General features: G+C 59.8%; 25 protein-coding genes and 1 pseudogene. 20 read left to right on the top strand and 6 right to left on the bottom strand.

All coding sequences use genetic code 11. The annotated features are described in order from the left end of the window. Window positions 1–492 precede the first annotated feature (492 nt). Together IG197_RS36885 and IG197_RS36100 are read left to right on the top strand one after the other, a co-directional pair. A pseudogene (locus IG197_RS36885) lies at window positions 493–603 on the top strand (chemotaxis protein CheB); the annotation flags it as partial. 186 nt (window positions 604–789) lie between these two features. After that, complete coding sequence (locus tag IG197_RS36100; protein ID WP_246765229.1) at window positions 790–1506, top strand: class I SAM-dependent methyltransferase; 717 nt, start codon at window positions 790–792, stop codon at window positions 1504–1506. Window positions 1507–1599: 93 nt separating this feature from the next. On the opposite strand, the gene IG197_RS23770 is transcribed toward IG197_RS36100, so the two are convergent. Beyond that, window positions 1600–2856, bottom strand: a complete 1257-nt coding sequence (locus tag IG197_RS23770; RefSeq protein ID WP_192315313.1) for a class I SAM-dependent methyltransferase — start codon at window positions 2854–2856, stop codon at window positions 1600–1602. A gap of 173 nt (window positions 2857–3029) precedes the next feature. After that, window positions 3030–3983, bottom strand: a complete 954-nt coding sequence (locus tag IG197_RS23765; RefSeq protein ID WP_192315311.1) for a class I SAM-dependent methyltransferase — start codon at window positions 3981–3983, stop codon at window positions 3030–3032. Window positions 3984–4166: 183 nt separating this feature from the next. Here IG197_RS23765 and IG197_RS23760 point away from each other — a divergent pair, with 183 nt between their 5' ends. Beyond that, window positions 4167–5165, top strand: a complete 999-nt coding sequence (locus IG197_RS23760; protein ID WP_192315310.1) for a glycosyltransferase — start codon at window positions 4167–4169, stop codon at window positions 5163–5165. A gap of 1740 nt (window positions 5166–6905) precedes the next feature. Then, on the top strand, window positions 6906–7355 hold the full coding sequence (locus IG197_RS23755) for a MucR family transcriptional regulator (protein WP_192315308.1): 450 nt from the start codon (window positions 6906–6908) through the stop codon (window positions 7353–7355). 382 nt (window positions 7356–7737) lie between these two features. Here IG197_RS23755 and IG197_RS23750 read toward each other — a convergent pair whose 3' ends face one another. Then, on the bottom strand, window positions 7738–7956 hold the full coding sequence (locus IG197_RS23750; protein ID WP_192319940.1) for a helix-turn-helix transcriptional regulator: 219 nt from the start codon (window positions 7954–7956) through the stop codon (window positions 7738–7740). Window positions 7957–8095: 139 nt separating this feature from the next. Between IG197_RS23750 and IG197_RS23745 the strand changes: the two genes are divergently transcribed. From IG197_RS23745 to IG197_RS23680, 14 genes are all read left to right on the top strand, one after another. Beyond that, window positions 8096–8731 carry a hypothetical protein gene (locus IG197_RS23745; RefSeq protein WP_192315307.1) on the top strand — a complete coding sequence of 212 codons (636 nt, stop codon included), beginning with the start codon at window positions 8096–8098 and terminating at the stop codon, window positions 8729–8731. 111 nt (window positions 8732–8842) lie between these two features. Further along, a complete protein-coding gene (ehuB, locus tag IG197_RS23740; protein WP_192315305.1) occupies window positions 8843–9730 on the top strand; it encodes an ectoine/hydroxyectoine ABC transporter substrate-binding protein EhuB in 888 nt (295 codons plus the stop codon). Next, entirely contained in the window at window positions 9727–10386 is a 660-nt protein-coding gene (locus IG197_RS23735) for an amino acid ABC transporter permease (RefSeq protein WP_192315303.1), read from the top strand. The genes ehuB and IG197_RS23735 overlap by 4 nt, the downstream gene beginning before the upstream one ends. Continuing rightward, window positions 10376–11035 (top strand): amino acid ABC transporter permease, encoded by a 660-nt coding sequence (locus IG197_RS23730; RefSeq protein ID WP_192315301.1) that lies wholly within the window; start codon window positions 10376–10378, stop codon window positions 11033–11035. The genes IG197_RS23735 and IG197_RS23730 overlap by 11 nt, the downstream gene beginning before the upstream one ends. Before the next feature lie 89 nt (window positions 11036–11124). Beyond that, window positions 11125–11874: an amino acid ABC transporter ATP-binding protein gene (locus tag IG197_RS23725; RefSeq protein ID WP_192315299.1), complete on the top strand. Its 750-nt coding sequence runs from the start codon at window positions 11125–11127 to the stop codon at window positions 11872–11874. 1 nt (window position 11875) lies between these two features. Beyond that, entirely contained in the window at window positions 11876–12901 is a 1026-nt protein-coding gene (locus IG197_RS23720; protein ID WP_192315297.1) for a succinylglutamate desuccinylase/aspartoacylase family protein, read from the top strand. Between the two features lie 178 nt (window positions 12902–13079). Next, on the top strand, window positions 13080–13292 hold the full coding sequence (locus IG197_RS23715; protein WP_192315295.1) for a transcriptional regulator domain-containing protein: 213 nt from the start codon (window positions 13080–13082) through the stop codon (window positions 13290–13292). After that, window positions 13246–13854, top strand: coding sequence for a DUF2285 domain-containing protein (locus tag IG197_RS23710; protein ID WP_192315293.1), 609 nt, complete (start codon window positions 13246–13248; stop codon window positions 13852–13854). Before IG197_RS23715 ends, IG197_RS23710 begins: the two co-directional genes overlap by 47 nt. A 153-nt stretch (window positions 13855–14007) precedes the next feature. Next, on the top strand, window positions 14008–14289 hold the full coding sequence (locus IG197_RS23705) for an AlpA family transcriptional regulator (RefSeq protein WP_067965069.1): 282 nt from the start codon (window positions 14008–14010) through the stop codon (window positions 14287–14289). A gap of 113 nt (window positions 14290–14402) precedes the next feature. Further along, entirely contained in the window at window positions 14403–15188 is a 786-nt protein-coding gene (locus IG197_RS23700; protein WP_246765228.1) for a replication initiator protein A, read from the top strand. 211 nt (window positions 15189–15399) lie between these two features. Continuing rightward, complete coding sequence (locus tag IG197_RS23695; protein ID WP_192315289.1) at window positions 15400–15870, top strand: DUF2840 domain-containing protein; 471 nt, start codon at window positions 15400–15402, stop codon at window positions 15868–15870. Beyond that, entirely contained in the window at window positions 15867–16412 is a 546-nt protein-coding gene (locus IG197_RS23690) for a S26 family signal peptidase (RefSeq protein WP_192315287.1), read from the top strand. Before IG197_RS23695 ends, IG197_RS23690 begins: the two co-directional genes overlap by 4 nt. A gap of 67 nt (window positions 16413–16479) precedes the next feature. Continuing rightward, complete coding sequence (locus tag IG197_RS23685) at window positions 16480–16815, top strand: DUF736 domain-containing protein (protein WP_192315286.1); 336 nt, start codon at window positions 16480–16482, stop codon at window positions 16813–16815. Between the two features lie 3 nt (window positions 16816–16818). After that, window positions 16819–17616, top strand: a complete 798-nt coding sequence (locus tag IG197_RS23680) for a lytic transglycosylase domain-containing protein (RefSeq protein ID WP_192315284.1) — start codon at window positions 16819–16821, stop codon at window positions 17614–17616. A 106-nt stretch (window positions 17617–17722) separates the two neighbouring features. On the opposite strand, the gene IG197_RS23675 is transcribed toward IG197_RS23680, so the two are convergent. The 3 genes from IG197_RS23675 to IG197_RS36880 all read right to left on the bottom strand — a co-directional run bounded on the left by IG197_RS23675 (window position 17723) and on the right by IG197_RS36880 (window position 20559). Continuing rightward, window positions 17723–19249, bottom strand: coding sequence for an IS66 family transposase (locus IG197_RS23675; RefSeq protein WP_067967026.1), 1527 nt, complete (start codon window positions 19247–19249; stop codon window positions 17723–17725). 72 nt (window positions 19250–19321) lie between these two features. Further along, window positions 19322–19675 carry an IS66 family insertion sequence element accessory protein TnpB gene (gene tnpB / locus IG197_RS23670; protein WP_067965081.1) on the bottom strand — a complete coding sequence of 118 codons (354 nt, stop codon included), beginning with the start codon at window positions 19673–19675 and terminating at the stop codon, window positions 19322–19324. Then, on the bottom strand, window positions 19672–20559 hold the full coding sequence (locus IG197_RS36880) for a transposase (RefSeq protein ID WP_067965083.1): 888 nt from the start codon (window positions 20557–20559) through the stop codon (window positions 19672–19674). The genes tnpB and IG197_RS36880 overlap by 4 nt, the downstream gene beginning before the upstream one ends. Before the next feature lie 258 nt (window positions 20560–20817). Here IG197_RS36880 and IG197_RS23660 point away from each other — a divergent pair, with 258 nt between their 5' ends. Both IG197_RS23660 and IG197_RS23655 read left to right on the top strand, forming a co-directional pair. Beyond that, a complete protein-coding gene (locus IG197_RS23660; RefSeq protein WP_192315282.1) occupies window positions 20818–22581 on the top strand; it encodes a DUF3363 domain-containing protein in 1764 nt (587 codons plus the stop codon). A gap of 22 nt (window positions 22582–22603) precedes the next feature. After that, on the top strand, window positions 22604–24586 hold the full coding sequence (locus tag IG197_RS23655) for a conjugal transfer protein TraG (protein WP_192315280.1): 1983 nt from the start codon (window positions 22604–22606) through the stop codon (window positions 24584–24586). Window positions 24587–24589 lie beyond the last annotated feature (3 nt).

Here is a 24589-nt window from a genome sequence, read left to right as displayed (position 1 = left end):
TGGCTCAACCTTGAGATTGGACCGCCAAAGTTATAATGCAGTACAATATTCTCACCACCGCGCTGAATATCAGCTGAAATGAACCTAAACCCCATGTCAAGCACCCCGGTCGGTGACGTTGTCCGCTTCAGCCAAATGTGTTTCGCAAGCGGCCCGGCCGATTTCGGCCCCCGAGTGGCCACTTACCTATTGTCTCCCGAAGTCGAACCGTCCTACGTGCAGTCTCCTACTAGCTCGGTTGCCCCGCCATATCGACCAACCCGTGGGCAAATCCACCACCGGATCGGTCCGCGGTCTCGACGATCACGCCACGGTTGCTTGCTCCTCACCGCATTTTACGAGATGTACACGCTCTTAATCGGCGCCTTGTGCAATTCCCAACCCGATGGTCCCCAACTGAGGTCGGCTCTGGGGAACCTAGTAGACGGGATAGGATTGTTGTTCGATGAACCGAAAGGATGAAAAGCCGAGGCCCCTCAACCTTATTGTCGGATTGGCGCCTCAGCGGGCGGCCTTCAAGCTTTCCTGGCATTCTTAGCTCACTTGCCGCAGGACAGCGGGTCGGCATTTGTTCTGGTACCGCAGCTATCTCCTGATCATGTCAGCCTGCTGACGGACCCGCGGCACGCCCCTCCCAGTGGTCAAAACACAACACGGCATGCGGGTCGAGCCCAACCGAGTTTATGTGATCATCCCGCCCTACCTCGGGAAACTCGAGCGACGCCGAGGCATAGCCCCCTAGTCGCATCGCCAAGTATTGGTTCTAAACTCGGTGCATCGAGTCTCGTATTGAAGAATGTCCTGTCCCAGAATAGCTATGTGGCAGATCATGTGAATAAGTGGATTACAAAGATGGGCGACGGACATCTGCATCGTTGGTTCCTGAACAATGGCGACAAAATCGCCCACAAATGGCTGCATTATTTCGACATTTACGAGCGCCATTTGCGGCGGTTCCGTGGCCAGGACGCAGTAGTTCTTGAAATTGGCGTAGGCAGCGGTGGCTCTCTTCAAATGTGGAGAGATTATTTCGGACCACGAACAACGATAATAGGACTAGACATAGATCCCCAGTGTAAGCAACACGAAGCAGAAGGAATTGAAATTGTTATTGGCAGCCAAGCTGATACAGCAATCCTCGATGAAATTATGAGACGCCACCCAAAGATCAATATCGTCCTAGATGACGGAAGCCACGTCATGAGCGATATGATTGCGACGTTTGAGCATTTATATCCGCGCATCGATGTAAATGGTTTGTACTTGGTCGAAGATCTGCACACTTGTTACTGGGAAGAATACGGCGGCGGCCTGCGACGGCAGGGCAGCTTCATCGAATTGATAAAAGAGCGTATCGACGACATCAACGCGATGCATGCGCGCGGGGCTATGCCGGTTAGCGAGTTCACGCGCTCCACTGACTCTATGGCTATCTATGATAGCGTCGTCGTGTTTGAGAAAAGACGCCAAGGCAGGCGTCAAGCAATCATGACGGGTGGATTGTAGGCCATAGCGCGGTCTAAGCCTGCTCAAGACAGTGCGCCGTCGACTTTGGGATTGGCCGGCAAGCCGCAACTCCCGGCGGCCAGATCAAATTGGTCAGAGCACCTGGAACTCAGCGCCAAGGTCGTCGCGCAACGCCGTCACCGCCTGTTGCAGGTCTTCCGGTACGGGCGGTTGGAGAGTGTGCTGGAAATCGACAAAACTGGCCAACAGTGCGAGGGAACCAAGATTGTTCCCCAAATACTTTAGCGCGAGCGCTTCGTGGTAAACCGCCCGCCAGATCAGGTCTGACTCCACGACTGCGGTCGCCGGAGATAGTGCTATCTTCGTACGACACAGGCGAAACGCCGAACGAAAGAAGCCTGCAGCGCCAACGTAGTCGCCAGTATGGATCAACAGCATCATGCCTCGATAGTATGTAGAGGCGGCAATGCAGAGCGGCCAGCGAGTGGCAAAGTCATCTAGCGTCGCTATGTCGCCAAGGGAGGGGTCCGCAACCGCCAGAATGGGTGCAAACACTCTTTCAGCGAGCGCGTAGTCTCCGGAATCCATGGCGCCCCGGAAAAGACGGTAACGTAGCCCAATTTCGAGCGAAGAACCGGCGCGCGCTTTTCCGAGCGCTTCTTGTAAATACCGGTGGACAAGCATTGCAAGATGATCAGGCGAACGCTCTTGAAATTTCAGCGGCGACCTTGATGCATAAATCAGCATGCTTGGTGCGCTTTTGTCTATCTGAACGTATGGAAGACCGCCTTCTTTGAGTGCCTTTACTAATGCTTCGGCGCTGAAGATGATGGTGTGCGCTCCTGGTGACAACAGCGCCAGCAACGAACTCGGGTCGGTACGATTGTGGATACGCTCCGCATCTGGTGTCGTCAGGATAAGGACGCCGTCTTCAGTGAGATAGGACTTGAGGATGGTAATGAACTCATGTGGGTCGTGTACATGCTCGATAACTTCGGAGCAGTGCACAATATCGAACAGTTGTTCCTGGTTGAGGTTTGGAGCCGCAAAATCATTGATGATATCTAGGTCTAATTGTTCTCGGCCCAATTCCCCATAGCGCGATGGTTCGAACCCTTTTACTTTCCATCCCAGCATGCCTCGAACAGCGTCTAGACCAAATCCATAGCCGCATCCGATATCCAACAGTTTGCCCGGGCGGCCGTCGTCAGGTATGACTCTCAAGATGTTCTTGGCAATGAGATCAATCGCGGCGTTGAACTCGACATAATCGCGGATACTGAGTTCGGTAGATGTATGCTGAGTGTAATCGATCTTGGGATAGGGGTGGTAAACTAGAGACCTGCACGCATCGCAACGATAAAGATTAAGCGTCGAATTCGCGTCCAATGTCGGCTGCGTATTCCTTGTTATGAGCACGCATGACTTGTTATCGGAGCTTCTGCAAACTGGGCAGATAAATGAAGCTTGTCGGCTTTGGTGCTCGCAAAAATTGACAATGTTGGCACTCAAAAAGTTAGTCCCTCGCGAAGCAATGTCGGTGAACGAGGCCGGCAAGTCGCTCAAGCCTGCTTATGAGATGGATAGGCTTTGCTTTGACTCAGTGATTCATCCCGCTGAAGGGGCCATGCGACCGTGCCGTCCGGCAAATCAATCGTCTTTCGAGCCAATATCCATGACGATGCCATTCCGTTGTGGAGAGGGAACTCAAGCATTGGGCCAACCCGCTTTGATGGGTGAATGAACATCCTGACGGGATCGGCCATTCCTACCTCGATCACTTCAAAGCCCATCGCCGGTGAGAAGAGCACCTTGAGACCTTCACTGGACATCCGCCAGAAGTCGTTGGGCGTCTCGTGGATCGGGAACGAGTGCGGTACCGCGTGCAACGTCAGCCCACCGGGCTTGAGCACCTTGTTGATTTGTGCCGCGAGCAGCCAGGGGCAGGCCAAGTGTTCGATTACCGCCTCTGAGAAGACACCATCAATGGTTCCGGGAGCAATCGAATCGCTTAGAAAATGAGCATCTTCAATGATATCAACACCGGGAGCCTCGTGAATGTCCAAACCGACGAATTTGCATTCTGGTGCAAATTTACCTGCGTTCAAAGTTGACGATGGACCTACGACCCGAGCACCGATTTCGAGTACCGTGCCGCCAATCCTCTTCATTTCTGATGCGAACGCGTCGATAGGGTACTCACCATCGGTAGAACATGCGTTGATGGGGTGCTCTGGACTCAGCTCAGTAACGTCGAACTCTACGGTGCCGTCGATTGTCTCGATTTCGAGTGTTACCGGTCGAAACGGGCTGCAAGGGAGATAGACGGCGAATCCGCAGAGGGTGGAGGCGAGCGTGGGGAAAAACGGCTGCAAATCCGGTCGATCGAAGAGTGTGTCCGTAGTAGCGCGGTGTGCCCCGCTTCTAATATGGATCGCCGTGGGGGCCTGGCCATAGGCGTGGGCCCAGCCTTTAACAAATACACCGTGCGCATCGCACCAAAGTGCGTCGATCATATGGACCGCCTGCGTGGCAGGGGTCGAGCTAAGAGCGTTCATCAACCACCCACGAGATCGTTATTGTTACGAATGCTCGCATGTGGCCGAATGCGGTATCAGTTGTCGAGACCGTGTACGCAGATTTGCAGTGCTTGATAGTCGTTTGCCACTATTATAAAGGATCCCCGGTCGGGGGGGCTCATGCCAGTCATTACAGTTGCGGCGGTAATCCCACTATTTAATGGCGCGGCCTTCATCCGTGAAGCACTGGAAAGCGTCTTCGCTCAATCCGAGCCACCAAACGAAATCATTGTCGTGGATGACGGCTCTACAGACAATGGTGCCGCGATCGTTGAGGAACTAGCCAAAACTCATCCAGTGGTAGTCCTGCTGCGCAAAGCAAATGGAGGGCAATCGTCCGCTCGCAACCTCGCAATTCAGAACTGCCAGAGCAGCCATATCGCACTTCTGGACCAAGACGATGCTTGGTATCCTGAGCACCTTGCGATCCTCAAGCGGCCGTTTGAGAGGGCATCTCCCACGGATCGGCTTGCGCTGGTCTATGGGAATCTTGACCACGTCGATGTGACTGGGCAGATGGTTGCCCACAGTTGCCTGGATATCTTTTCAACTAAACATCCCAGAACGACACTGGAACAGTGTATTGGGCAGGACATGTTTATCCTACCCGGTGCTTCACTTATCGATCGAAAGGTTATCCTTGAAGCGGGGCGTTTTGACGAGCAGCTGTCGGGATATGAGGACGACGACCTCTTTCTCAGGATTTTCCGAAGAGGCTACCGAAGCACTTACATTGATCAACCAGTGACAAGGTGGCGTATTCACAGCTCCTCTACGTCGTACAGCATGAAAATGGCCGTCTCTCGAATGATTTATTATCGCAAGCTAAAAGGGATGTTTCCGAACGAACCTCGCCTGCATACGCACTGGCTTAGGGATCTTATTGCGCCTAGATTCTTCCGCTCAACCATACAAGACTTCATTGGCGGCTCCCGCTTAGGAGATGTGCCGCGCATGGAGCGCACTTGGGCTGACATCCAAGAGATCGCATCGGAACTTCCTCGCCGCCCTCGAAAGCGAATTCGCCGAGTCGCTCCAATCATCAACCTAACTTATCGCGGACGCTTCACAAATATCGCTCGGCTCTTGCTGAGATATGCAGCATCCCGTCGGAAGTGAGGTAGGCCGGACCTTTTGCTCCGGTTACCGCGCGGTTACGCTGTAAGCAATTAGCTGCAGTTCTTCACAGTTCGCCGCAGTCGGGATGACTTCGGCGTATTACGCTGTAAGCAATTAGCTGCAGTTCTTCACAGTTCGCCGCAGTCGGGATGACTTCGGCGTAGTGCGCCTGAGTGCGGCGGGCGCTTCGGCTCGTGCCCAAGCTCGGCCTCCTGACCTGCCACTGAACTGTCATCCATTGGCGATTAGAGCCTCGGCCGTTTTTGTTACGCCCTGATGCGCGGGGAAAGCAACCGGCGGAGGCGCGGAGCCTTCCATCAGCAAAATGAGTTGGCTATCGTGAATATAGCGATGGCCTCGTCATGCCGTTCGGGCGTGAAATATACAGGCCCCGCGAGGCGGTTAAGTCGAAAATAGGCGCTGAATGAACGGCGAGTTTCGCGCGGCGACGAAAGTTCCCTGAACGGCGACAAACGGTCGGTTGCCGAATGGCGGGTTATTGCGAGCTTTCGCCAAGACCGGACCGACCGCAAACGGCCCCTGACCAGCCGTTCACCGCTCGATCGCGAGGCGTCCGCAATAGCTGGACAGCAAACAGCAGAGCTAAGCCAATCCTTGAGCCAGCATCGGCAGACTGATAGCATTTGCGCGCGGCGGCAGTCTGTCCGCAGGCCGGCGCAACTTTGGAAGACTCAGCCGGGAGGCGCCGGCCAAGTTGGAGCGCCGCATGCAGGACCGCCCTCTAACCGGTCGAAAAGGGCAGCGTTCCCGAATATGCCCATAACACGTGCCGATCAACAGCGTCTCGATCCTCCACACGGTGACTGCAGTCGCTCGATCAACATGCTCGTTCGTCGTTGGTCGAATTGACGGTACAGAATTAACGCCGCCAAACCCCAACGTGCGGGCGCACCCTTTCGTGATTTCTCATTGATTGGCTCGACCCTTGCCCAGCAGTTCATTTTAGTGCTGACTAACTTTGCTTTGGGGCATTCAGGCAATGGCGGGGAGTACAGCCAATGAAATATCGCGAGGTGCAGGAGCAGCTAAGGCTAGTCGGCATCATGATCAGCAAGAGAGGCGACAGCCTTCGTGTCAATCATTTTTCTGGGGGCCCTGAAACGGCATACGTCACATCAGATTTGGAAGAGGCACTTCGGGCCGGCCTCACCATGGCCAGACCAAAACATTTGCCCGCGAACTGGTGCGCGCAACGCCACGCATAAATAATCGATGGTCGAGGATGAAGACTTCCTGACGCAAGGCTCCATATGTGGACCATTCGTCGGAGGCGATCACCCCGGTTCCCGCTGCGCGGCGCTATGCTGAACCTCCTTAGGTCACCTTGTTAACCGAGCGAATGGCCGCGAATTTGCTTCGACCTCGTCCCGGCATTGGTGCTGTCGGACGGTCCGGGGTCTTTGCTTTATGCGCTGCTTCTTACGAGGCAGGTGTGAAACAGGCGTATCCGGTACGGCCGTCCATGCACGGGTGCTTTACTGTCATCCAGCTACGCTCAACCTTAGCCACCTGTTTGCGACCAGCCGCGCGGCCTTGAACCAGGACGGCCGGCTGGGACGTGCTCCAGTAAAGCCCTACCCTGCTCGAACTCTGTCATAGTTCCTCTGAACGCCATCTAACTGCTAGTTTGGGCGGCAACGTTTGAGACATTTGTGTTTCGCTGTTGACAAAAGTCCGCTACCGAAAAGGCATGAGGGTTTATCCGCCGGAGGGAATGTGATGACTGAAGAATTGCTAAAGCCCAATAATCAGCTCATTGAGCTCACTGCCGATATTGTGGCGGCCTATGTTTCGAACAATCCCGTCCCGGCCGGAGAACTGCCTGGCTTGATTGCCCAAATCCATTCCAGCATCAGCAATCTTGGCGCGCCGCTAGCGCCGCTCGAAGAACCATTGACGCCGAAGATATCGATCAAGAAGTCCGTCACGCCCGACTACCTGATCAGCCTCGAGGACGGGAAGCGCTACAAAACGCTGAAGCGTCACCTCACCATTCGCGGTCTGACGCCTGACCAGTATCGCGCAAAATGGGGGCTTGCCGCAGATTATCCAATGGTTGCGCCTAGCTATTCGGCCCACCGATCGCAGATGGCTAGGAGCTTTGGTCTTGGCCGCAAGCCTGCTGAAAAGCAGCCAGCAAAGCGAGCAGGACGCAAGACAAAGGCGTAGATGCTGCTCTCACTTATTCCAGGGCATCCAGGTTTTTCCGACAGCTACGTCAATCCGACGATTGGTGGCCTAGACGCTGCGTCAGAAACAGCGACCGATTGGCTGCGCCTTGCTCTCGCTAGTTCTAGCTCGAGAACAGGCAGACGGCCGGAGTTGCGCCGATCAAGATTGGCAGAGCTGCAAGTCCAGGCGTTCGTTAGTTGCGATAAATCCTTCTCAAGACACGCTAACGTTGGTTGACGTTGCGTTAGCTATGTCTAATTTGCTGGCAGGCTCTTGCCGCCCCCCCCAAAAGGCAACACACGAGCTTAGCGCCAGCTGCGGCTAACCCCACCCGCCCGGCTGCAGTTGGCGCGCAACTTGGCCGACCAGATCGTGCTGACTACTCCGACCGGGTTCTTGATAATCTAATTCCGTTGTCAGGCAGCAATTCGATGCCAGCTTTTTCTAGCGCTCCAGCCATGCTCTTGAGGTTGTTCAAGATGGGGACCCGAGCACCTCGTTCGTAGTCAGCGACTGTCTGTCGAGATACATCTGCCACCTGAGCCAAATCCTCTTGGCTCCAGCCAAGCATCGCTCGAGCGCCGCGGCACTGCTCCATCGTCAAGACTGGCGATTTCAACTAAACATTCCGATTGACATCAATCAATTTGTATAAGAACTTGCCTCTGAAGACGGCCGAGTAGTTGCTGGAACACCTACTCGGCCTGACCAAACCCAAGCTGGTTGGAGCTCGGATCATGGCTGATTCCGACAATACCACAGCTTTGCCTTTCGTCACCCAAGGTGGACGAAGGATGAGCTGTGCTTTGGATGACGTTGGGGCAGTTGGCGATATTGTACATGCCGCGCTTCTCCTTACGCCTATCGACCCGTGTGTTGTTCTTCTGCAGGAGTGGGAGCAGGCCCACCACATGGCGGTGGTTTTGTGCCGGCTGCAGCAGCGCCTTGAGATCAGGATCAGGAACGCCCTGCGGACTGCCTCGGCCCATAACGAAGCGGATGCGACATCAGCCGCTGAGCCAGCTCCACCTGTAGACCTCCAGACACGCTGGGACGAGCTCGATGTGGAGGTCGGATATTCACGGGCTCGTGCTGCCGAGGCACAGGCCGTTGAGGCTGAGGAAGAGATCCTCGACGCTGTTACCGCCACTCCCGCCCAGTCATTTGCCGGGGTGATCGCCAAGCTGAAGATCATCGGCGGCGGCGGCGAGAACATGGGGGACACCTCGGCATTCCCTTGGCCGCAAATCCAGTCGGTCTTGGCAGACCTCAAGGCATTGGGCGAAGGCGGCCTGGTCGCTGCGACCAATGGGATTCGCCCGTCCATGTCAGACGGCAACACAGCCGTCGAAAGCCATCCACGGCGAAGCTGAACGCCCTGCAGGAGCGCGGGAGGCGAGACTGCGACGGCCGCGTGGCCATGCGCCGGGCGCCCCTGCATCGGCGGTCGGGCAGGCACATTTTACAACAATGGGAGAGAGAAAATGACCTTCAGAAGTTCTGTACGCCTGCGGCTTGCATTCATGTGCAGCGCCTTGCTCGCGCTGATCGCCGCCTTGCCAGGTGGTCCGGCCTTTGCCGAGACGACGAAGGAGCGTGTCCTGCGCGAAGGCAAGATCGTCATCGGCATCCACAACCGGACGCCATGGGGCTTTCGCGATGAAGCCACCGGCGAGGCAAAGGGATGGCACCCTGATCTGCTCAAGGCCGCGTTCGCCGAACTTGGCGTCAAGGAGATCGATATAAGGGTCACCGAGTTCGGCGCCCTGATCCCGGGCCTGCTGGCCGGCCGCTTCGATGCGGTTGCCTCCGGTCTGTCGATCACACCGGAGCGCTGCCGGCAGGTCGCCTTCGGTGCACCCGATCTCAAGGTCCATGACGCAGCCATCGTGCTCGCTGGTAATCCAAAACAGATCCATGGCTTTGACGACATCGTCAGCAAGAAGATCATCATGGGTGCCGGCCGCGGCAGCGTGTCGGTCAGGAATGCGACTGTAGCCGGCGTACCCGAAAGCAACATGCTGCTGTTCCCCGACATCGAGGCCAACATCTCGGCCCTGCGCTCCGGCCGCATCGACGTGACGGTGCTTTCGTCTCCTACCGTGATCGGGCTGCTTGCCAGCGGCAAGCTCAAGGGCCTGGAGAGTGCCACACCCTTCGTGACGACAGACGAACAGGCAACTTATGCAGCTGTCGCGTTCCGCAGCGAAGACCAGGATCTGCGGGCACTGTGGGATGAAAGGCTACTGGCTCTGACGAAGGACGGCACGGTGACCAAGGTAATGGCCAGATATGGCTTTGGTCAGACGGAGGTCGTGCCTGATACCGTCACCGTCGAGAAGCTCTGTGGCACGGCTGGTGCCGGCAAATGAGTGTTCTCGAGATCTGGCTCGGCATCCTGCAGGGCTTTCGCGTCACCGCTTTGGTGACGCTCTATGGCCTTGTCTTTGCCATCCCCTTTGGCCTCATCTTTGGCGTTGCCCAATACATGACCACGGGCCCGGCGCGGTTCGTGGTGACCTCGATCATCGAGTTCTGGCGCAGCTCTGCCGTCATCATCCTGCTGTTCGTGTTCTATTACGCCCTTCCCCTCGCCGGACTGGCGCTGTCGGCGATGACGGTCAGTGCCATGGTGCTGGGGCTCAACATTGGCGGTTATGCCAGCCAGGCCGTCAGAGCCGGCCTGCAGGCACTCGACCGTGGCCAGAAGGAAGCTGGCCACGCACTTGGGCTGTCGCGTTCCACCATCCTGTTGCGCATTGAGCTGCCCCAGGCGCTGGTGGCGATGAGCCCGACCTTCATCAACCAGCTCATCCAGCTGGTGAAGGCGACATCGCTTGTCTCGCTGGTGACGCTGACCGACATGACCTTCCGCGCCAAGGAGATCTCCCAGATCGAGTATGACCCTGTGCCGATCTACAGCTCGCTGCTGCTTGCCTACTTCATCGTCTGTTATCCGGTCGCACTGCTCGGCCGCTGGGTGGAACGGCGCATCAACCCGGCAAGGGAGGCGCGTTGTGCAGTTTGATGTGGCCTTTGCGCTGTCGACGGTGCCGACCATCCTTGGGGCCATTGGCATGACGCTGCTGGTGGCAGCGGTCAGCTGCATTGGTGCCTCGGCAGTCGGATTTGGCCTTGAACTCATTCGCCGCTCCGGCGGGCTGGGTGGAGTTTTCGTTCGCTTCCTGATCGACTTCATCAGGGCAACGCCGGTGCTGGTCTGGCTTTACTGCCTGTATTTCATCTTGCCATTCTACTGCATTCGCCTCGGTGCGCTTGCCACAGGCATCATCGGGCTCAGCCTCTATTACAGCGGTTATCTCGCGGAGGTGTTCAAGGCCGGCATCGATGCCATCCCAAATGGCCAGGCCGAAGCCGCCAGAGCACTTGGGCTCGGCAGGATCGATATGACCATCTTTGTCATCGCACCGCAGATGTTGCGCAACATTGCGGCACCCATGGGCAACTACTTCGTCTCGATCCTCAAGGCGACGCCTTATCTGGCGGTGCTTGCGGTGCCGGAGATGTTGGGCCGTGCCTTCGACATCGCATCCGAGACCTATCGCTATGCCGAGCCACTGACGGTCGCCGGCCTCATCTTCCTCGGTCTCGCACTCCTCATTTCGTTGGCCATCAAACGGCTTGAAAACAGGCTGATGGGGCCGACAGCCAGATAGGCGGCCGGCCGCCCACCCCAACGGCTGGCTACGTCCTCACAAATCCAAACGCTTAGCTCGCTATCTTCAAGCGAATGTAGAGATAATCCATGACCCATTCAGACGACAAACCGGCCGTACAGATCGCCTCGCTCAACAAATGGTATGGCGCCTTCCATGTGTTGAAGGAGATCAACCTCACCATCCCAAGCGGTTCCCGCGTCGTGATCTGCGGACCCTCCGGTTCCGGCAAATCCACCCTGATCCGCTGCCTCAACGGGCTTGAAGCCTACCAGCAGGGAACCGTCACACTTGGCACGGTCCGGCTGGGCGACAATGCCAGGGAGACAGCACTCGCCCGCCGGCAGACCGGAATGGTGTTCCAGAGCTTCAACCTGTTTCCGCATCTGACTGTATTGTCGAACTGCACACTCGCCCTGCGCCGCGTGCTTGGCATGCCGCGCAACGAAGCCGAGAGCCTGGCTCGGCATTTCCTGGAAAAGGTTCGCATTCCCGAGCAGGCCAACAAATATCCCGCGCAGCTCTCAGGCGGACAGCAGCAGCGGGTGGCGATCGCGCGAGCGCTCTGCATGAACCCGCGCCTGATGCTGTTCGACGAACCGACCTCCGCGCTCGATCCCGAAATGGTCAAGGAGGTGCTCGACGTCATGACCGGACTGGCTCACGAGGGCATGACGATGATCTGCGTCACCCATGAGATGGGCTTTGCCCGCGAGGTTGCCGATCAGGTCGTGTTCATGGATCAGGGCAGCATTGTCGAACAGGCGGCCCCCGACACTTTCTTCTCTACACCCAGTCATCCTCGCGCCCGCAGCTTCCTCAACACCCTGTTGCACTGACATGGAGATGTTACCGGCGGGTGAGACGCGCATCTGGACAACTCTTGACTTCAACCAGGATGGCAAGCAGCACGATTGGCTGCGATTGCCGTTCTCGACCGACCTGTCCGCCTATGGCGTCATCCCGATCCCGATCACCTGCATCAAGAATGGTGCCGGGCCAACCGCACTGCTGATCGCCGGCAATCATGGAGACGAGTATGAGGGCCAGGTTGCGTTGAGCAAGCTTGCTCGGCAGGTCGAACCCCGAGACGCACGGGGCCGTATCCTCATTCTACCTGCGCTCAATTATCCCGCCGTCGTTGCGGGGCGACGCCTCTCCCCTCTCGACGAAGGCAATCTCAACCGGCTGTTTCCGGGCGAGGCGAACGGCACTCCAACCCAGATGATCGCCCACTATGTCAGCTCGGTTCTGCTCTCAATGGCCGACATCGTCATCGACCTGCATTCAGGCGGCAGTTCCTTGTACTATCTCCCCTGCTGCCTGATCCGGAGCGGCAAAACTGGAGCGGAAACCGCCAGACTCATCGAACTCATGCAGGTCTTCGGCGCGCCGATTGGCTCCGTCAGTGACGGCACTGGTGGCGGAGGCGCGACAACGCTTTCAGCGATCGCGCAAGCATTTGGCGTGGTAGCCCTCACCACCGAGTTGGGTGGAGGCGGCGGCTTCTCATCTACTGGCGAGGCCATCGCCAGCCAAGGTATCTACCGCGTCCTCAAGCACATCGGCGTATTGCCCAATGCCGAAACCAAATCGCCGCCGCCTGTCCGGCTGATGCAGGTCGCCGGGAGAGGCGCGTACACATATGCCCCCATTCACGGTATCTTCGAACCTGCTGTCGAACTCGGCGACTCTGTCGAAGCCGGCCAATCCGGAGGCTTCCTTTTTCCAGTCGAAGGTCTCCCCAGACAGCCTGAAGAAATCCGTTTCGCGCAGTCCGGCCTCGTCGCCTGCCGCCGCGCACCGGCCCTTGCCGCTCCCGGTGACTGCCTATTCAAGCTTGTGACCGACGTCGGGGCTAATTGACTGGCCAGCACATGACAAAGCCTCAAGAGAAAACTTGGCGGTCGGGCGCCGACCTCCTTCGACAGCTTGTGGTAGGCGCACAGCCCATCAATCACTTCCGGTCAATCCCGGTTTTCCGGGATTTTCTCTGCTTTTCCACTGCATTACGGGGATGGTCCGCAAATTTGCAGGAGGATGCATGAAGCCGGATTCGTCTGAGTGGCGTAGCTCGCAGGCCTACGATTTCATAAGCAACGTCACTCCTGATGCCCTCGCCTGGGAATTCCTGCGCCGCAATCCAGCCTATCAGCGCGAGTTTGCTGACATGCAGAAAATCAACGCCATGCCGAATCCCCTCCCCCCGAATGAACTGCCATCGCAGTGGGGGCTTCGATTTTCCAGCAAATCCTGATCGCCCGGCAACCAAGCAGCCGGTTTACTGGACACCCGAGGTCGATCCGGGTGTTATCCTGCTCATCAACACGCCGCCGCTGCTGGCAGACGACGCGGACATCGTCGCCACTTTGCCGCCGGCGGCTTCACAGCGTGACGAGCTCGGTGAACACCTGCGTACCCTCTCGACAGCAAACAGCTGCCAGATCGCGCTGCTTTATGGCACCGACCCTGCGCAACCCCTGGCTGCGATAGTACCCCTCGACGCAAAGGCCTCCGAAAGACTGTCATCCCTGGACAGGTTCATCAGATCGTCCAAGGGTGGCAGAGTGCCTGATAAACGCCTGACGTCATCGCAACGCACTCGCCTCGGCCATATGCTTCGCGCTCTCGACGGCCGAATTGAAGGGGCTTCCCATTTCGACATAGCCCACGCCCTGTTCGGTCCCCGCTTCATCGTCGCTGAAGAATGGCAAGATTCGCCATTTCGTTACACAACGCTGCGCCTAATACGCGATGGCTACAGAATGATTGAAGGCGGTTACCGCAAGCTACTACGGTTCCGACGGCGCGACGCCTGAACGCCGGCGCCAAAGTCCGGCGGCAATATGCCTGTTCGTGCGAAATAGGCTCCATCCATTTCGCACCTGAACAACGCCGGGGCCCTTCTCCATCATCGCCCATGTCCGCCGCTTGATCCCAGCGGCTTTCACAAGTGTGATGGAGATACCCCGATGAACGGTCGAAACGCCGGCTTGCCACCGCGCTTTCTGCGCACCAAGGAAGCGGCCACGTTTCTGAGCCTTTCGGCCAGGACGCTCGAAAAGCACCGCACCTACGGAACCGGTCCTGGCTATCGCAAACTCGGCGGCCGGGTCGTCTACTCAATCGACGATCTCCAGGCCTGGGCCAATCGCGGAGCCATGACCTCTACCTCCGACCCGCGAGGTACCGTCCTGCCCGCCAAACGCCATTCCCTCATCCCCGCGGCACATGCCGGCCGATTGGCCCGCTGATCGCTCGGCCCTTCCCCTTGACGGCGCGTACTTGTCCACCTTCGGAGCGCGGACAGCTTGATCTGTTCCATGCACTCCCCGGCGACTTCGCTCCCCGCGATGCACAGGATCTCATGGCCTATCCATTCTTTTCCCTCGCAAAGTCCAAACGGACAGCACCCATCGATTTCAAGGCCGGCGGCGTAACCATCCGGGTCGAGGCCGTGCCGGATCACGGCATGGCAACGATCTGGGATGCGGACATCCTGATCTGGGCGGCCAGCCAGATCGTCAACGCCCGCGATGCCGGACTCCGAACATCACGACTGATGGCTACGACGCCCTACGAGATCCTGACCTTTACCGGACGCGGCGTCAGCTCACGTGACTATCAGCGCCTGAAAGCAGCGCTTGATCGTCTCCAGTCTACCACGATCGCGACCTCCATCCGTCAGCCAGCCGAGGGGCGGCGCCATCGCTTCTCCTGGCTGAATGAATGGCAAGAGCGGACCGACCGGGATGGACGCCCAGTCGGCGTCGAACTGATCTTGCCGGATTGGTTCTATCGCGGCGTCCTTGACGACGCGCTCGTGCTCACCATCGATCGGGCCTATTTCGATCTGACCGGGGGCCTCGAGCGTTGGCTATACCGCATCGTGCGCAAGCATGGCGGACACCAGCAATTCGGCTGGAGATTCGACTTCGCCCACCTGCACCACAAGTCGGGCAGCCTCTCGCCGCTCAAGCACTTCGCATACGACCTGCGCGACATTGCCCGACGACAACCGCTGCCTGGCTACCGCCTCGGCATCGAACTCCAGGTCGACGGACCGGATGTCCTCACATTCGTCGCCACCAATCCTGCTGCCTCACCGCGCCCGGCTCGGAAATCATCAACGCGCTTCGGGGATAAGCTGTGAATACGCTCGTGCTATTGGGGACTGCCCCTATCGTGCCATCGGGGACCCGATCCTCGTGCTATCAGGGACCGGAACGGACGATTCAGCGCCGTCTTTCAGTGCCTTGCGGTCGGCGTAACGTCACTAACCCAGATTCTTTGAGAATCTTTCTAACGCTCCCCTGCTGTCGCAAGGATGAGGGCGACCACTCCACGCTGGTGGAGGGCGCGTCATGAACGTCGCGCTCCTCACCCATGTCGAGCTGACTTTTGTCGAGAAGAAGATCGAGTACTGGATCCGCTTCGGTCAGGCAGCGCACGAACAACGTATCGATCGCCGCCGTCGCCTCCTCTTTTTCCAGCCCGGCACGATCTTCGCCTTCGTCCGTTGGGCTTCCAATGACTTCGGCACAGTGATCTCAAGGATCGATATTGTTCGGGCGGTCGCACGCGGCGAAGCCTATCAGACGCTGCCATTCGTGCGTCCAGGCGGCGACATCCTGCTCAAGGTCGATAGCTGGCCCAAGGTCGAGCGCGTGCTTCAGGCGATAGATGCAATTGAACGTCTCGGCATCGATCCCGAAGCCGTATCGCCCGATCACTGGCGACACATTCATAACCGAATGACAGCGGGCCTAGAGCCGCGGGCGTACACGCTCGACCAGCATCGGGGCTTCCTTCAACGCTTGAGGGTGAAGCCATGAGCCGTCTCGGTATCCTCCTCACGACCGCACTCGCGACGGCAAGCGTCGGCTATCCGGCGCTCGCGCCGATGCCAATCAGGCTGATCTGGAACGTCTCGGCCAGCGCACCGATCGGCCTCTACGCGCTCGATTTCAATAGCTCCCTCGAAGTCACGGATCTTGTCGCCGTCGATGCGCCGGAGCCTCTCGCGACCTTCCTCGCCGCGCGTGGTTATCTGCCGAAAGGCCTGCCGCTACTCAAGCGTGTTCGCGCGGTCTCCGGGCAAACCGTCTGCCGCACAAACGTCCTCATCACCGTCGACGGCATCGAGGCTGGAACCGCGCTTGAGCACGATCGTGCGGGCCGTCCACTGCCGGCCTGGCGCGGATGCCTGAGCATCTCCAGCGGCGAAATCTTCCTCATGAACTGGGAGGTCCGCGACAGCCTCGACGGTCGCTACTTCGGCCCGATTTCCATCGACCGCATCATCGGCCGCGCCATCCCTCTTTGGACCGACGAGGAAGGTGACGGCCGCTTCGAATGGCGCGCGTCAACGCGGTGAGCGCGCCAGCGGCGGCTTACGTTTCGCCGCCACCCCCACCACCGCCGAACCAGCAAGGGAGTTATCCATGCCACAGATCGGACAGTTCATGCGCGAAGGAGGCATCTTCTCAGGCCGCATCCACACATTCACGCTCGACCTCGAACTCACCATCGTTCCGAGCGAGCCAGGCGACGGTGACAACACACCCGACTATCGCGTGCTGCGCGGCACCGATGACGGACCGGAGATCGGCGCAGGCTGGACACGCGCCAGCGAGAAGGCAGGGGAGTATGTCTCGTTGCAGTTCGACGACCCGACCTTCCACGAACCGATCCGCGCACGCCTTTTCCGGAATAGTGACGACGCAACCGCATGGTCATTGCACTGGAGCCGTCCGCGCGACCGCAGCGAGACGGCTTGAGTCATGCCCTGCCGCAACGTTTCAATCGCTTCTCGGCTGCGCCCAACGCGCAGCCGATCGGTCGCCGGACAGCCACATCCGGTTCGCCGGTTCGCGCTTCGTCTTCTTTCCGGCCTCCTTTTGTCGGCCTGCTCAGTGGGCCCATGCATCGCGCAAGCCAACGCGGTACAACAATCCGTGCCCAGCGATCGTTATGCCGCGCACATCGCCGAAGCTTCTCGACGCTTCGCAGTTCCGGCTACCTGGATACGCGCTGTCATAGGCAAGGAAAGCGCTGGCGACGAGCGCGCCGTGTCCCGCGCCGGCGCGCTTGGCCTGATGCAGATCATGCCTGGCACCTGGGACGAGCTACGCGCTCGATGGCTTCTTGGGCAGGACCCGTTCGATCCGGGCGACAACATCCTGGCGGGCGCCGCCTATCTGCGTGAGATGCACGATCGCTTCGGATCGCCAGGTTTCCTCGCCGCATATAATGCGGGCCCGGCACGCTACGAAGCCTATCTCACCGGACACCCTTTACCGGCCGAAACCCTCGCCTATGTCGAAACACTTTCCCCTCTGATCGACAGCGGTTCACTCACCGAGCGGGCGTCGACGCCGATGGCATCTGGTGGTGCGGCAACGCTGCCGTGGCCCAGCTCGCCGCTTTTCGTTCGAGCCGCCGCCGGCACTGAGCCGACGCCGTTCGACCGCGAGAATAGTGCAGCCGCGGAGAGCTCCGTTATGCCCGATGCCATTGCCATCAAGCCGCGCTCGAACGGCCTCTTCGCCGCGCGCACGGGGATGAGGGACCCGTTTTGACTGTCGTCGCAGAATGGCGGTGTGTGGCGGGCATCCGGCAGCGCGGGGCAAGTTACGGCGTTGGTGCTGGAGAAACGACGTATGCGTCCGGGGGCTGCACGTGATGTCAGCTCTTGACGGGATTTTGCGCTTTCCACGCCCATGGCAGGAGTTCATCGAGGCTGCTGACGGGATGCCCATCGAGCATGCGCTGCAGTACGTCGGCGAGATAGGAGTAGGGCTCGACATCGTTGAGCTTGGCAGTTTCGGTGAGAGAGCAAACGATCGCCCAGCGGCCGCCGCCGCCATCGCTGCCGGCGAACAGGTGGTTCTTGCGGCCGAGCGCAACGGGACGGATGGCCCGCTCGACCGGGTTGGTATCGAGCTCGACACGACCATCGGTGAGGAAGCGGGTCAGTCCGGTCCAACGCGACAGCGCATAGCGGATCGCTTCTGCAAGCGTGCTGCGTCCGGAGATGTGCTGGAGCTGCACTTCCAGCCAGGTGTGGAAGGCGGCAACAACGGGTTTCGATCGCTGCAGCCGCGCCGCAAGCCTAAGGGCCGGCGACTGTCCGCGCACATCCGCCTCGACGGCATAGATTTCACCGATCCGGCGCAGGGCTTCCGCCGCCACGGGCGATCCGGTCGCTTCGACCACGTCATAGAACTTGCGCCTCGTATGCGCCCAGCAGGCGGCGAGAGCGATATCGCCACGGGCAGCGAGCTGTTCGAAGCCGGCATAACCATCGACATGCAGCACACCTTTGAAGTGCTGAAGATGCGATATCGGGCGCTCGGCCTTTCGGTCCGGCGCAAACAGGTAGACTGCCGCCGGCGGCTCGGGTCCGGCCCAAGTGCGTTGCTCACGGGCATAGACCCACAACCGCCCCGTCTTGGTCCGCCCGCGGCCCGGATCGAGCACCGGCACCGGTGTGTCGTCGGCGAACAGATGGTTGGAGGCGAATATGTTCTTCACCAGCCGCTCGTGCAGGGCTTCCAGCCACCAGCAGGCGCCGCCGACCCATCCAGCCAGCGTCGAGCGTGCCAGATCGACACCATGCCGGGCGAATATCTGCGACTGCCGGTAGAGCGGCGTGTGATCGCAATATTTGGAGACCAGCACCTGCGCCAGAAGCGCCGGCGTTGCCAATCCGCCGGCGATCAACCGCTCCGGCGCAGGCGCTTGCGCTACCGTCTCGCAAGTCCGGCAGGCGTATTTCGGGCGCGTGATGCGGACAACGCGAAGCTGTGCCGGAACCCAGTCGAGCATCTCGCTGACGCTCTCGCCGATCGCATGAAGTGCGCCGCCACAGCACACACAATACGCTTCTTCGATGTCGAGCCGCATGTCCTCGCGCGGCAGATGATCGGGCAGCGGCTTGCGGTGGGATGGCCGCTCCAACGGTGGATGGACGCTCGGTGTGCTCTCCCGGATGCGGGCGATGTCGGCATCGAGGTCTTCCAGCGCGAGCGCCAGTTGGTCGGGATCGAGGCGCTCGGAACGCCGGCCGAACTGCGCCCGCTGAAGCTTCCTGATGATCGATTGGAGGCGTTCGATCTCGCCATCGCGGCTCTCGACGGCAGCTGCCATATCGCGCAGCAGACGCTGCAAAAGTGCTGGATCGGACGGCAGATTGTCGAGGTCGATCAACATGATCGAATCTACCATGAACCGCTCAAAAACCCAAGGATTCCGGTAGTTTCTGCGTCGATCGGAGGACCGTTTTCAGCCGGCCAGCGCCGGTCTCCAAATACGCTCGGGTGCGCGCCAGTCGATGCCCTCGATCAGCATGGCAAGCTGTGCCGGCGTCAATGTGATCGAGCCGTCATAACCTGCCATACGTGGCCACACGAAGCTGCCCTGGTCGAGCCGCTTGGTGAACAGACACAGCCCGTTGCCATCCCAGAACAGGATCTTGAGCAGCGACGCCTTCTTTCCCCGGAAGGCAAACAGATGACCCGAGAACGGGTCCTGCTTCAGCGTTGCCTGGACCAGCATGGCGAGCCCGTCCAGCCCCTTCCGCATGTCGGTGTGACCCAGCGCCAGATGCACCTTCACGCCCGCCGGAACGATCATCATGATGCAGTCCCTCCGCTGTCGACGAACGCTCGTACGGCAACAGGATCACTGCCCGCAGGTGCAAAGACACGCCGCCCATCCGGCAGTTCGATTGCCATCATCCCGTCAGGGGGCCGCACAAGATTCTGCAGCGCGAGTGCCGCTGCCGCGTCCGTAGCCAGCGTCACAGATGCCAGTTTCGCTTGCTTCTTCTGCGTCACGCCGAATTCCGCGCGCCAACGAAACAGGATGCCGGTCGCGATCCCGTGCCGGCGCGCGACAGCCGAGACCGTTGCACCTGCAGCTTCACTCTCCTGGACGATGGCGAGCTTCTGCGCGTCCGTGAAGAACCGGCGGAAGCGCGTGGCGGGAGTGTCATCTGGACGCGCTGTCAAGCCGTTTTCGGACGTCGCGCCGTTAGTGATATCACTAACGGCCGGGCGGGCGGCGGGATGAAGATGCGCGCGCCAGTCGATCTCAACCTCGCCATCCTCCAAGCGGTCACGCCAACGGCGCAGCGCGTAGGGCGAAAGCTGCAGTGCCGCGGCGTATTCGCGAACGCCCATGCCGCTCCAGTTCATCGCCTCGACATGCATTGCCCAGAACGCCCGGAGCGCACGATTGCGCACATCCGTGCTCACGCCAAAACGTTGGCGTTGACGCCGGCGCGGTCCTTTCTGGCATTGTTTCGGACACGCTTCCTGGCGCAATTGTGCCTGCGATTCCGCATGTTTGCGCGCTGCTTCCTTGCCCATCAGGTGGTCAAGCCAGCGCTCGAACGTACGCCGGTTGAGATGGTGATGGCGGCAATAGGTTGTGCGCGCCAGCCCGCTCTGACGCCACGCTTCGACATGAATCACCCAGAAGGACTTACGCGCCGTGTTCTCGAAATGTCTCAAATTCACCGGAGACCCTCCACGCTACGAAGGAACTCCACATGCTGCGATTTTGCACTACGCCAACGAGGTGTCAGGACCGGACGCTTACGAAACGACAGAGGACGGCGAGATAAAAGCGCATGCCCGAAACGCGTTAAGCCATTGGCATGGCTTGCGTTTTCCGGTGCATGCCGGCCGGTCGCGGGCATGCTGCCCGAGTTGTTCCAATGTTTTCAATGCTTCGAGATGCACGACCAGCCTCCGGTCACAACAGCGGGCACAGTCATGAGCGAGGGTGACCGCGACTTCCGCATCCAGCCAGGCCGCATTCGTTCGACGAAGGCGCCGAGGACCAAGAGCTTCGTCAATCAGGTCCTCACCGTGGCCAAGCGCGCCGGCCACATCTCCGGCGGCGCCCCTTTGGGCAAGGCGGGAAACCGGCTCGGCCGCTCGACCTTCGGACGCGGGCGCAATGTCTTCGGACGCTCCCGCATCTTCTCCTCGCATCGCCGCGTCGTCATCAAGGCGCGTATCGCCCGCCATCAGGGGCGGGCATTCCGTTCAGCACCGCTCTCCGCCCATGTCTCGTATCTCAAGCGCGAGGGCGTCAGCCGAGATGGAGAGAAGGGCGTGATGTTCGACGCCAACACCGATCGTGCCGACGATCTCGCTTTCGCCAATCGCTGCAAGGACGACCGGCATCATTTCCGCTTCATCGTCTCGCCGGAGGACGCAGCAGAGATGACCGACCTCAAGGCCTTCACCCGAGATCTAGCGCGCCAGATGGAAGCCGATCTTGGTACGCGCCTCGACTGGATCGCCGTCGACCACTGGAATACGGACAACCCGCATGTGCATCTGCTCGTGCGCGGCGTCGACGAGTTCGGCGCCGACCTCGTCGTCTCTCGCGACTATATCAGCCGCGGTCTTCGCTCCCGCGCCGACGATCTCGTCGACATCGAGCTCGGCCCGAAGCCGGAACACGAAATCCAAAGCTCGCTTGAAAAGGAAATCACCGCCGAGCGTTGGACGCGGATCGACCGGGAGATCCAGCGCACAGCCGATGAGACCGGCTATGTCGATCTCAGGCCAGACCGATCCGCAACAGTTGATCCGGAGCTCCGGCGCCTCATGGTCGGCCGGCTCCAGCATATCGAGAAGTTAGGGCTCGCCATCCAGGGCAATTCTGGAGAATGGGTCGTTGGTCTCGAAGCCGAACGAACTCTGCGCGATCTCGGCATGCGCGGTGATATCATCAAGACGATGCACCGCGCCTTCACGGAGCGCGGCCAGGATCGCGGCGTTGGCGATTATGCGGTCGACGGCAGAACCTCCGGCTCGCCGATCATTGGTCGCCTTGTCGATCGCGGCCTTCACGACGAGCTGACCGGCGAGGCTTACGTCGTCATCGATGGGGTCGACGGACGCGCCCACCATGTCCGCTTCCGGGGCGTCGAAGCGTTTGATCAGGCTCCTGCAAATGGCGGCATCGCCGAAGTCCGTCACCTCAGTGGCACGGACGACCAACGCCCGACATTGGTACTTGCGATGCGATCCGATCTCGACCTTCAAGCGCAGATCACAGCACCTGGCGCCACCTGGATCGATCATCGGCTTGTCGAGCGCGATGCCATGTCGCTGTCGCAGACCGGGTTTGGCCGCGAGGTACGCGACGCCATGCAGGCCCGTGCCGATCATCTCGCCGATCAGGGCCTCGCCCGGCGCGAGGGCCAGCGCATCATCATGCAATCCGATCTCCTCGCCACCCTTCGACGCCGCGAGCTCGAGGCCGTCGGCGAGAAGCTCTCGGCCGAGACCGGCTTGCCGCATGTGAAGACGCAAGCCGGGCATCGCGTCGCGGGCGTGGTGCGCCAGCGCCTTGCCCTCTCGTCCGGCCGCTTCGCCATGATTGATAGCGGTCTCGGCTTCCAGCTCGTGCCCTGGTCGCGCGACCTCGATCGCAATCTCGGCAAGCGTGTCGCCGGCATAACCAAAGTCAGCGGCGGCATAGAACTGTCGGTCGGACGCAAGCGCGACCTGTGCCTCTGACACCGACGGAAAAGGATCACGCATGTCAGCGACCAAAATCCTCTGGGGCCAAATCACGGTGGTCTTCCTGATCGTGATCGCCACCACCTGGGCCGCGACCCAATATGTTGCCTGGCAGCTTGGGTATCAGGTACAGCTCGGCACGCCCTGGTTCAGGCTCGGTGGTGTGCCGGTCTACTATCCGCCCGCCTTCTTCTGGTGGTGGTACTTCTTTGATGCCTACGCACCCGAGATCTTCAACAAGGCCGCCTTCATTGCGGCCTCAGGCGGCTTCATCGCTATCGCTGTCGCCATCGGCATGTCGGTCTGGCGCGCTCGCGAGGCCAAGAACGTCCAGACCTACGGCTCCGCACGATGGGCCCAAATGAAGGAGGTGGAGGCCGCAGGGCTTTTCGGCTCGGACGGAGTCGTGCTTGGCCGGTTCGACAACGACTATCTGCGCCATGACGGGCCCGAGCATGTGCTGTGCTTTGCGCCGACACGTTCTGGCAAAGGCGTCGGCCTTGTGGTGCCTACGCTCCTGACCTGGCCGGGCTCGGCAATCGTTCACGACATCAAGGGCGAAAACTGGCAACTCACAGCCGGCTTCCGCAACAGGCATGGTCGCGTACTGCTATTCGATCCAACCAATCCGAAATCAGCCGCCTACAATCCCCTGCTCGAGGTTCGGCGAGGCGATTGGGAGGTGCGCGACGTGCAGAACGTTGCCGACATTCTGGTCGACCCGGAAGGTTCGCTCGACAAGCGCAACCACTGGGAAAAGACCAGCCACTCCCTTCTCGTAGGCGCGATCCTGCATGTCCTTTATGCCGAGGAGGAAAAAACGCTCGCCGGTGTCGCAGCCTTTCTCTCCGATCCACGCCGCCCGATCGAAGCGACGCTCGCAGCGATGATGACGACGAAGCATCTCGGCGAGGCCGGCCCGCATCCGGTCGTCGCATCGACGGCACGCGAGCTCCTCAATAAATCCGACAACGAACGATCAGGCGTGCTGTCGACTGCCATGTCCTTCCTCGGCCTCTATCGCGATCCGGTCATCGCGGAAGTGACTGGCCGTTGCGAATGGCGCATCGCCGACCTCACAGCAGAGGCAAAGCCGACAACGCTCTATCTGGTCGTCCCGCCCTCGGACATCTCCCGAACCAAGCCACTGATCCGCCTCGTCCTCAACCAGATCGGCCGACGGCTGACCGAGGACCTCCACGCAATGGAACGCAAACACCGCGTCCTCATGATGCTCGACGAGTTCCCGGCGCTTGGCCGCCTCGATTTCTTCGAGTCCGCGCTTGCTTTCATGGCCGGCTACGGCATCAAGAGCTTTCTCATCGCCCAGTCGCTCAACCAGATCGAAAAGGCCTACGGCGCCAACAACTCGATCCTCGACAATTGCCATGTGCGCGTGAGCTTCGCGACCAATGACGAGCGGACAGCCAAGCGCGTGTCCGATGCTCTGGGCACAGCCACCGAAATGAAGGCGATGAAGAACTATGCCGGCCACAGACTCTCGCCATGGCTTGGGCACCTGATGGTCTCGCGTTCAGAAACGGCGCGTCCCCTCCTCACCCCCGGCGAGGTTATGCAACTTCCACCGACCGACGAAATTGTGATGATCGCAGGCACTCCGCCGATCCGGGCAAAGAAGGCACGCTACTACGAGGATGCGCGCTTCCGCGAGCGTGTCATGCAGCCGCCGGATCCATCCCAATTGGGCAGGACCCCTCGCAGCGACAGTTGGTCGACAGTCCTGCCGCAGAAGGCCGATCCCGTACCTTCAGCCGCTGAAGTACCTGACAGCGCCAATGCCGGCCTGCGCCGCGAACCGGAGCTTCCCGAACATGTTGCTATCGCAATGGAAACCGCGGACCAAAAGCCGGCCGAGGAGTTCGCGCATATCCTCGACGACGAGCCGGAGGACACCGCTCGCCAGCGTCAGGCATTGCGACGCCAGATAACTGGTCTTGCGCGCCAGGTCGCACTCGACCCAGGCGATGGGATGGAGTTCTAAGGC

It is taken from the genome of Aminobacter sp. SR38 (genome assembly GCF_014843375.1).
In the GTDB taxonomy this organism is placed as follows: Bacteria; Pseudomonadota; Alphaproteobacteria; order Rhizobiales; family Rhizobiaceae; genus Aminobacter; species Aminobacter ciceronei.
This window is presented reverse-complemented; position numbering and strand designations above follow the sequence as displayed.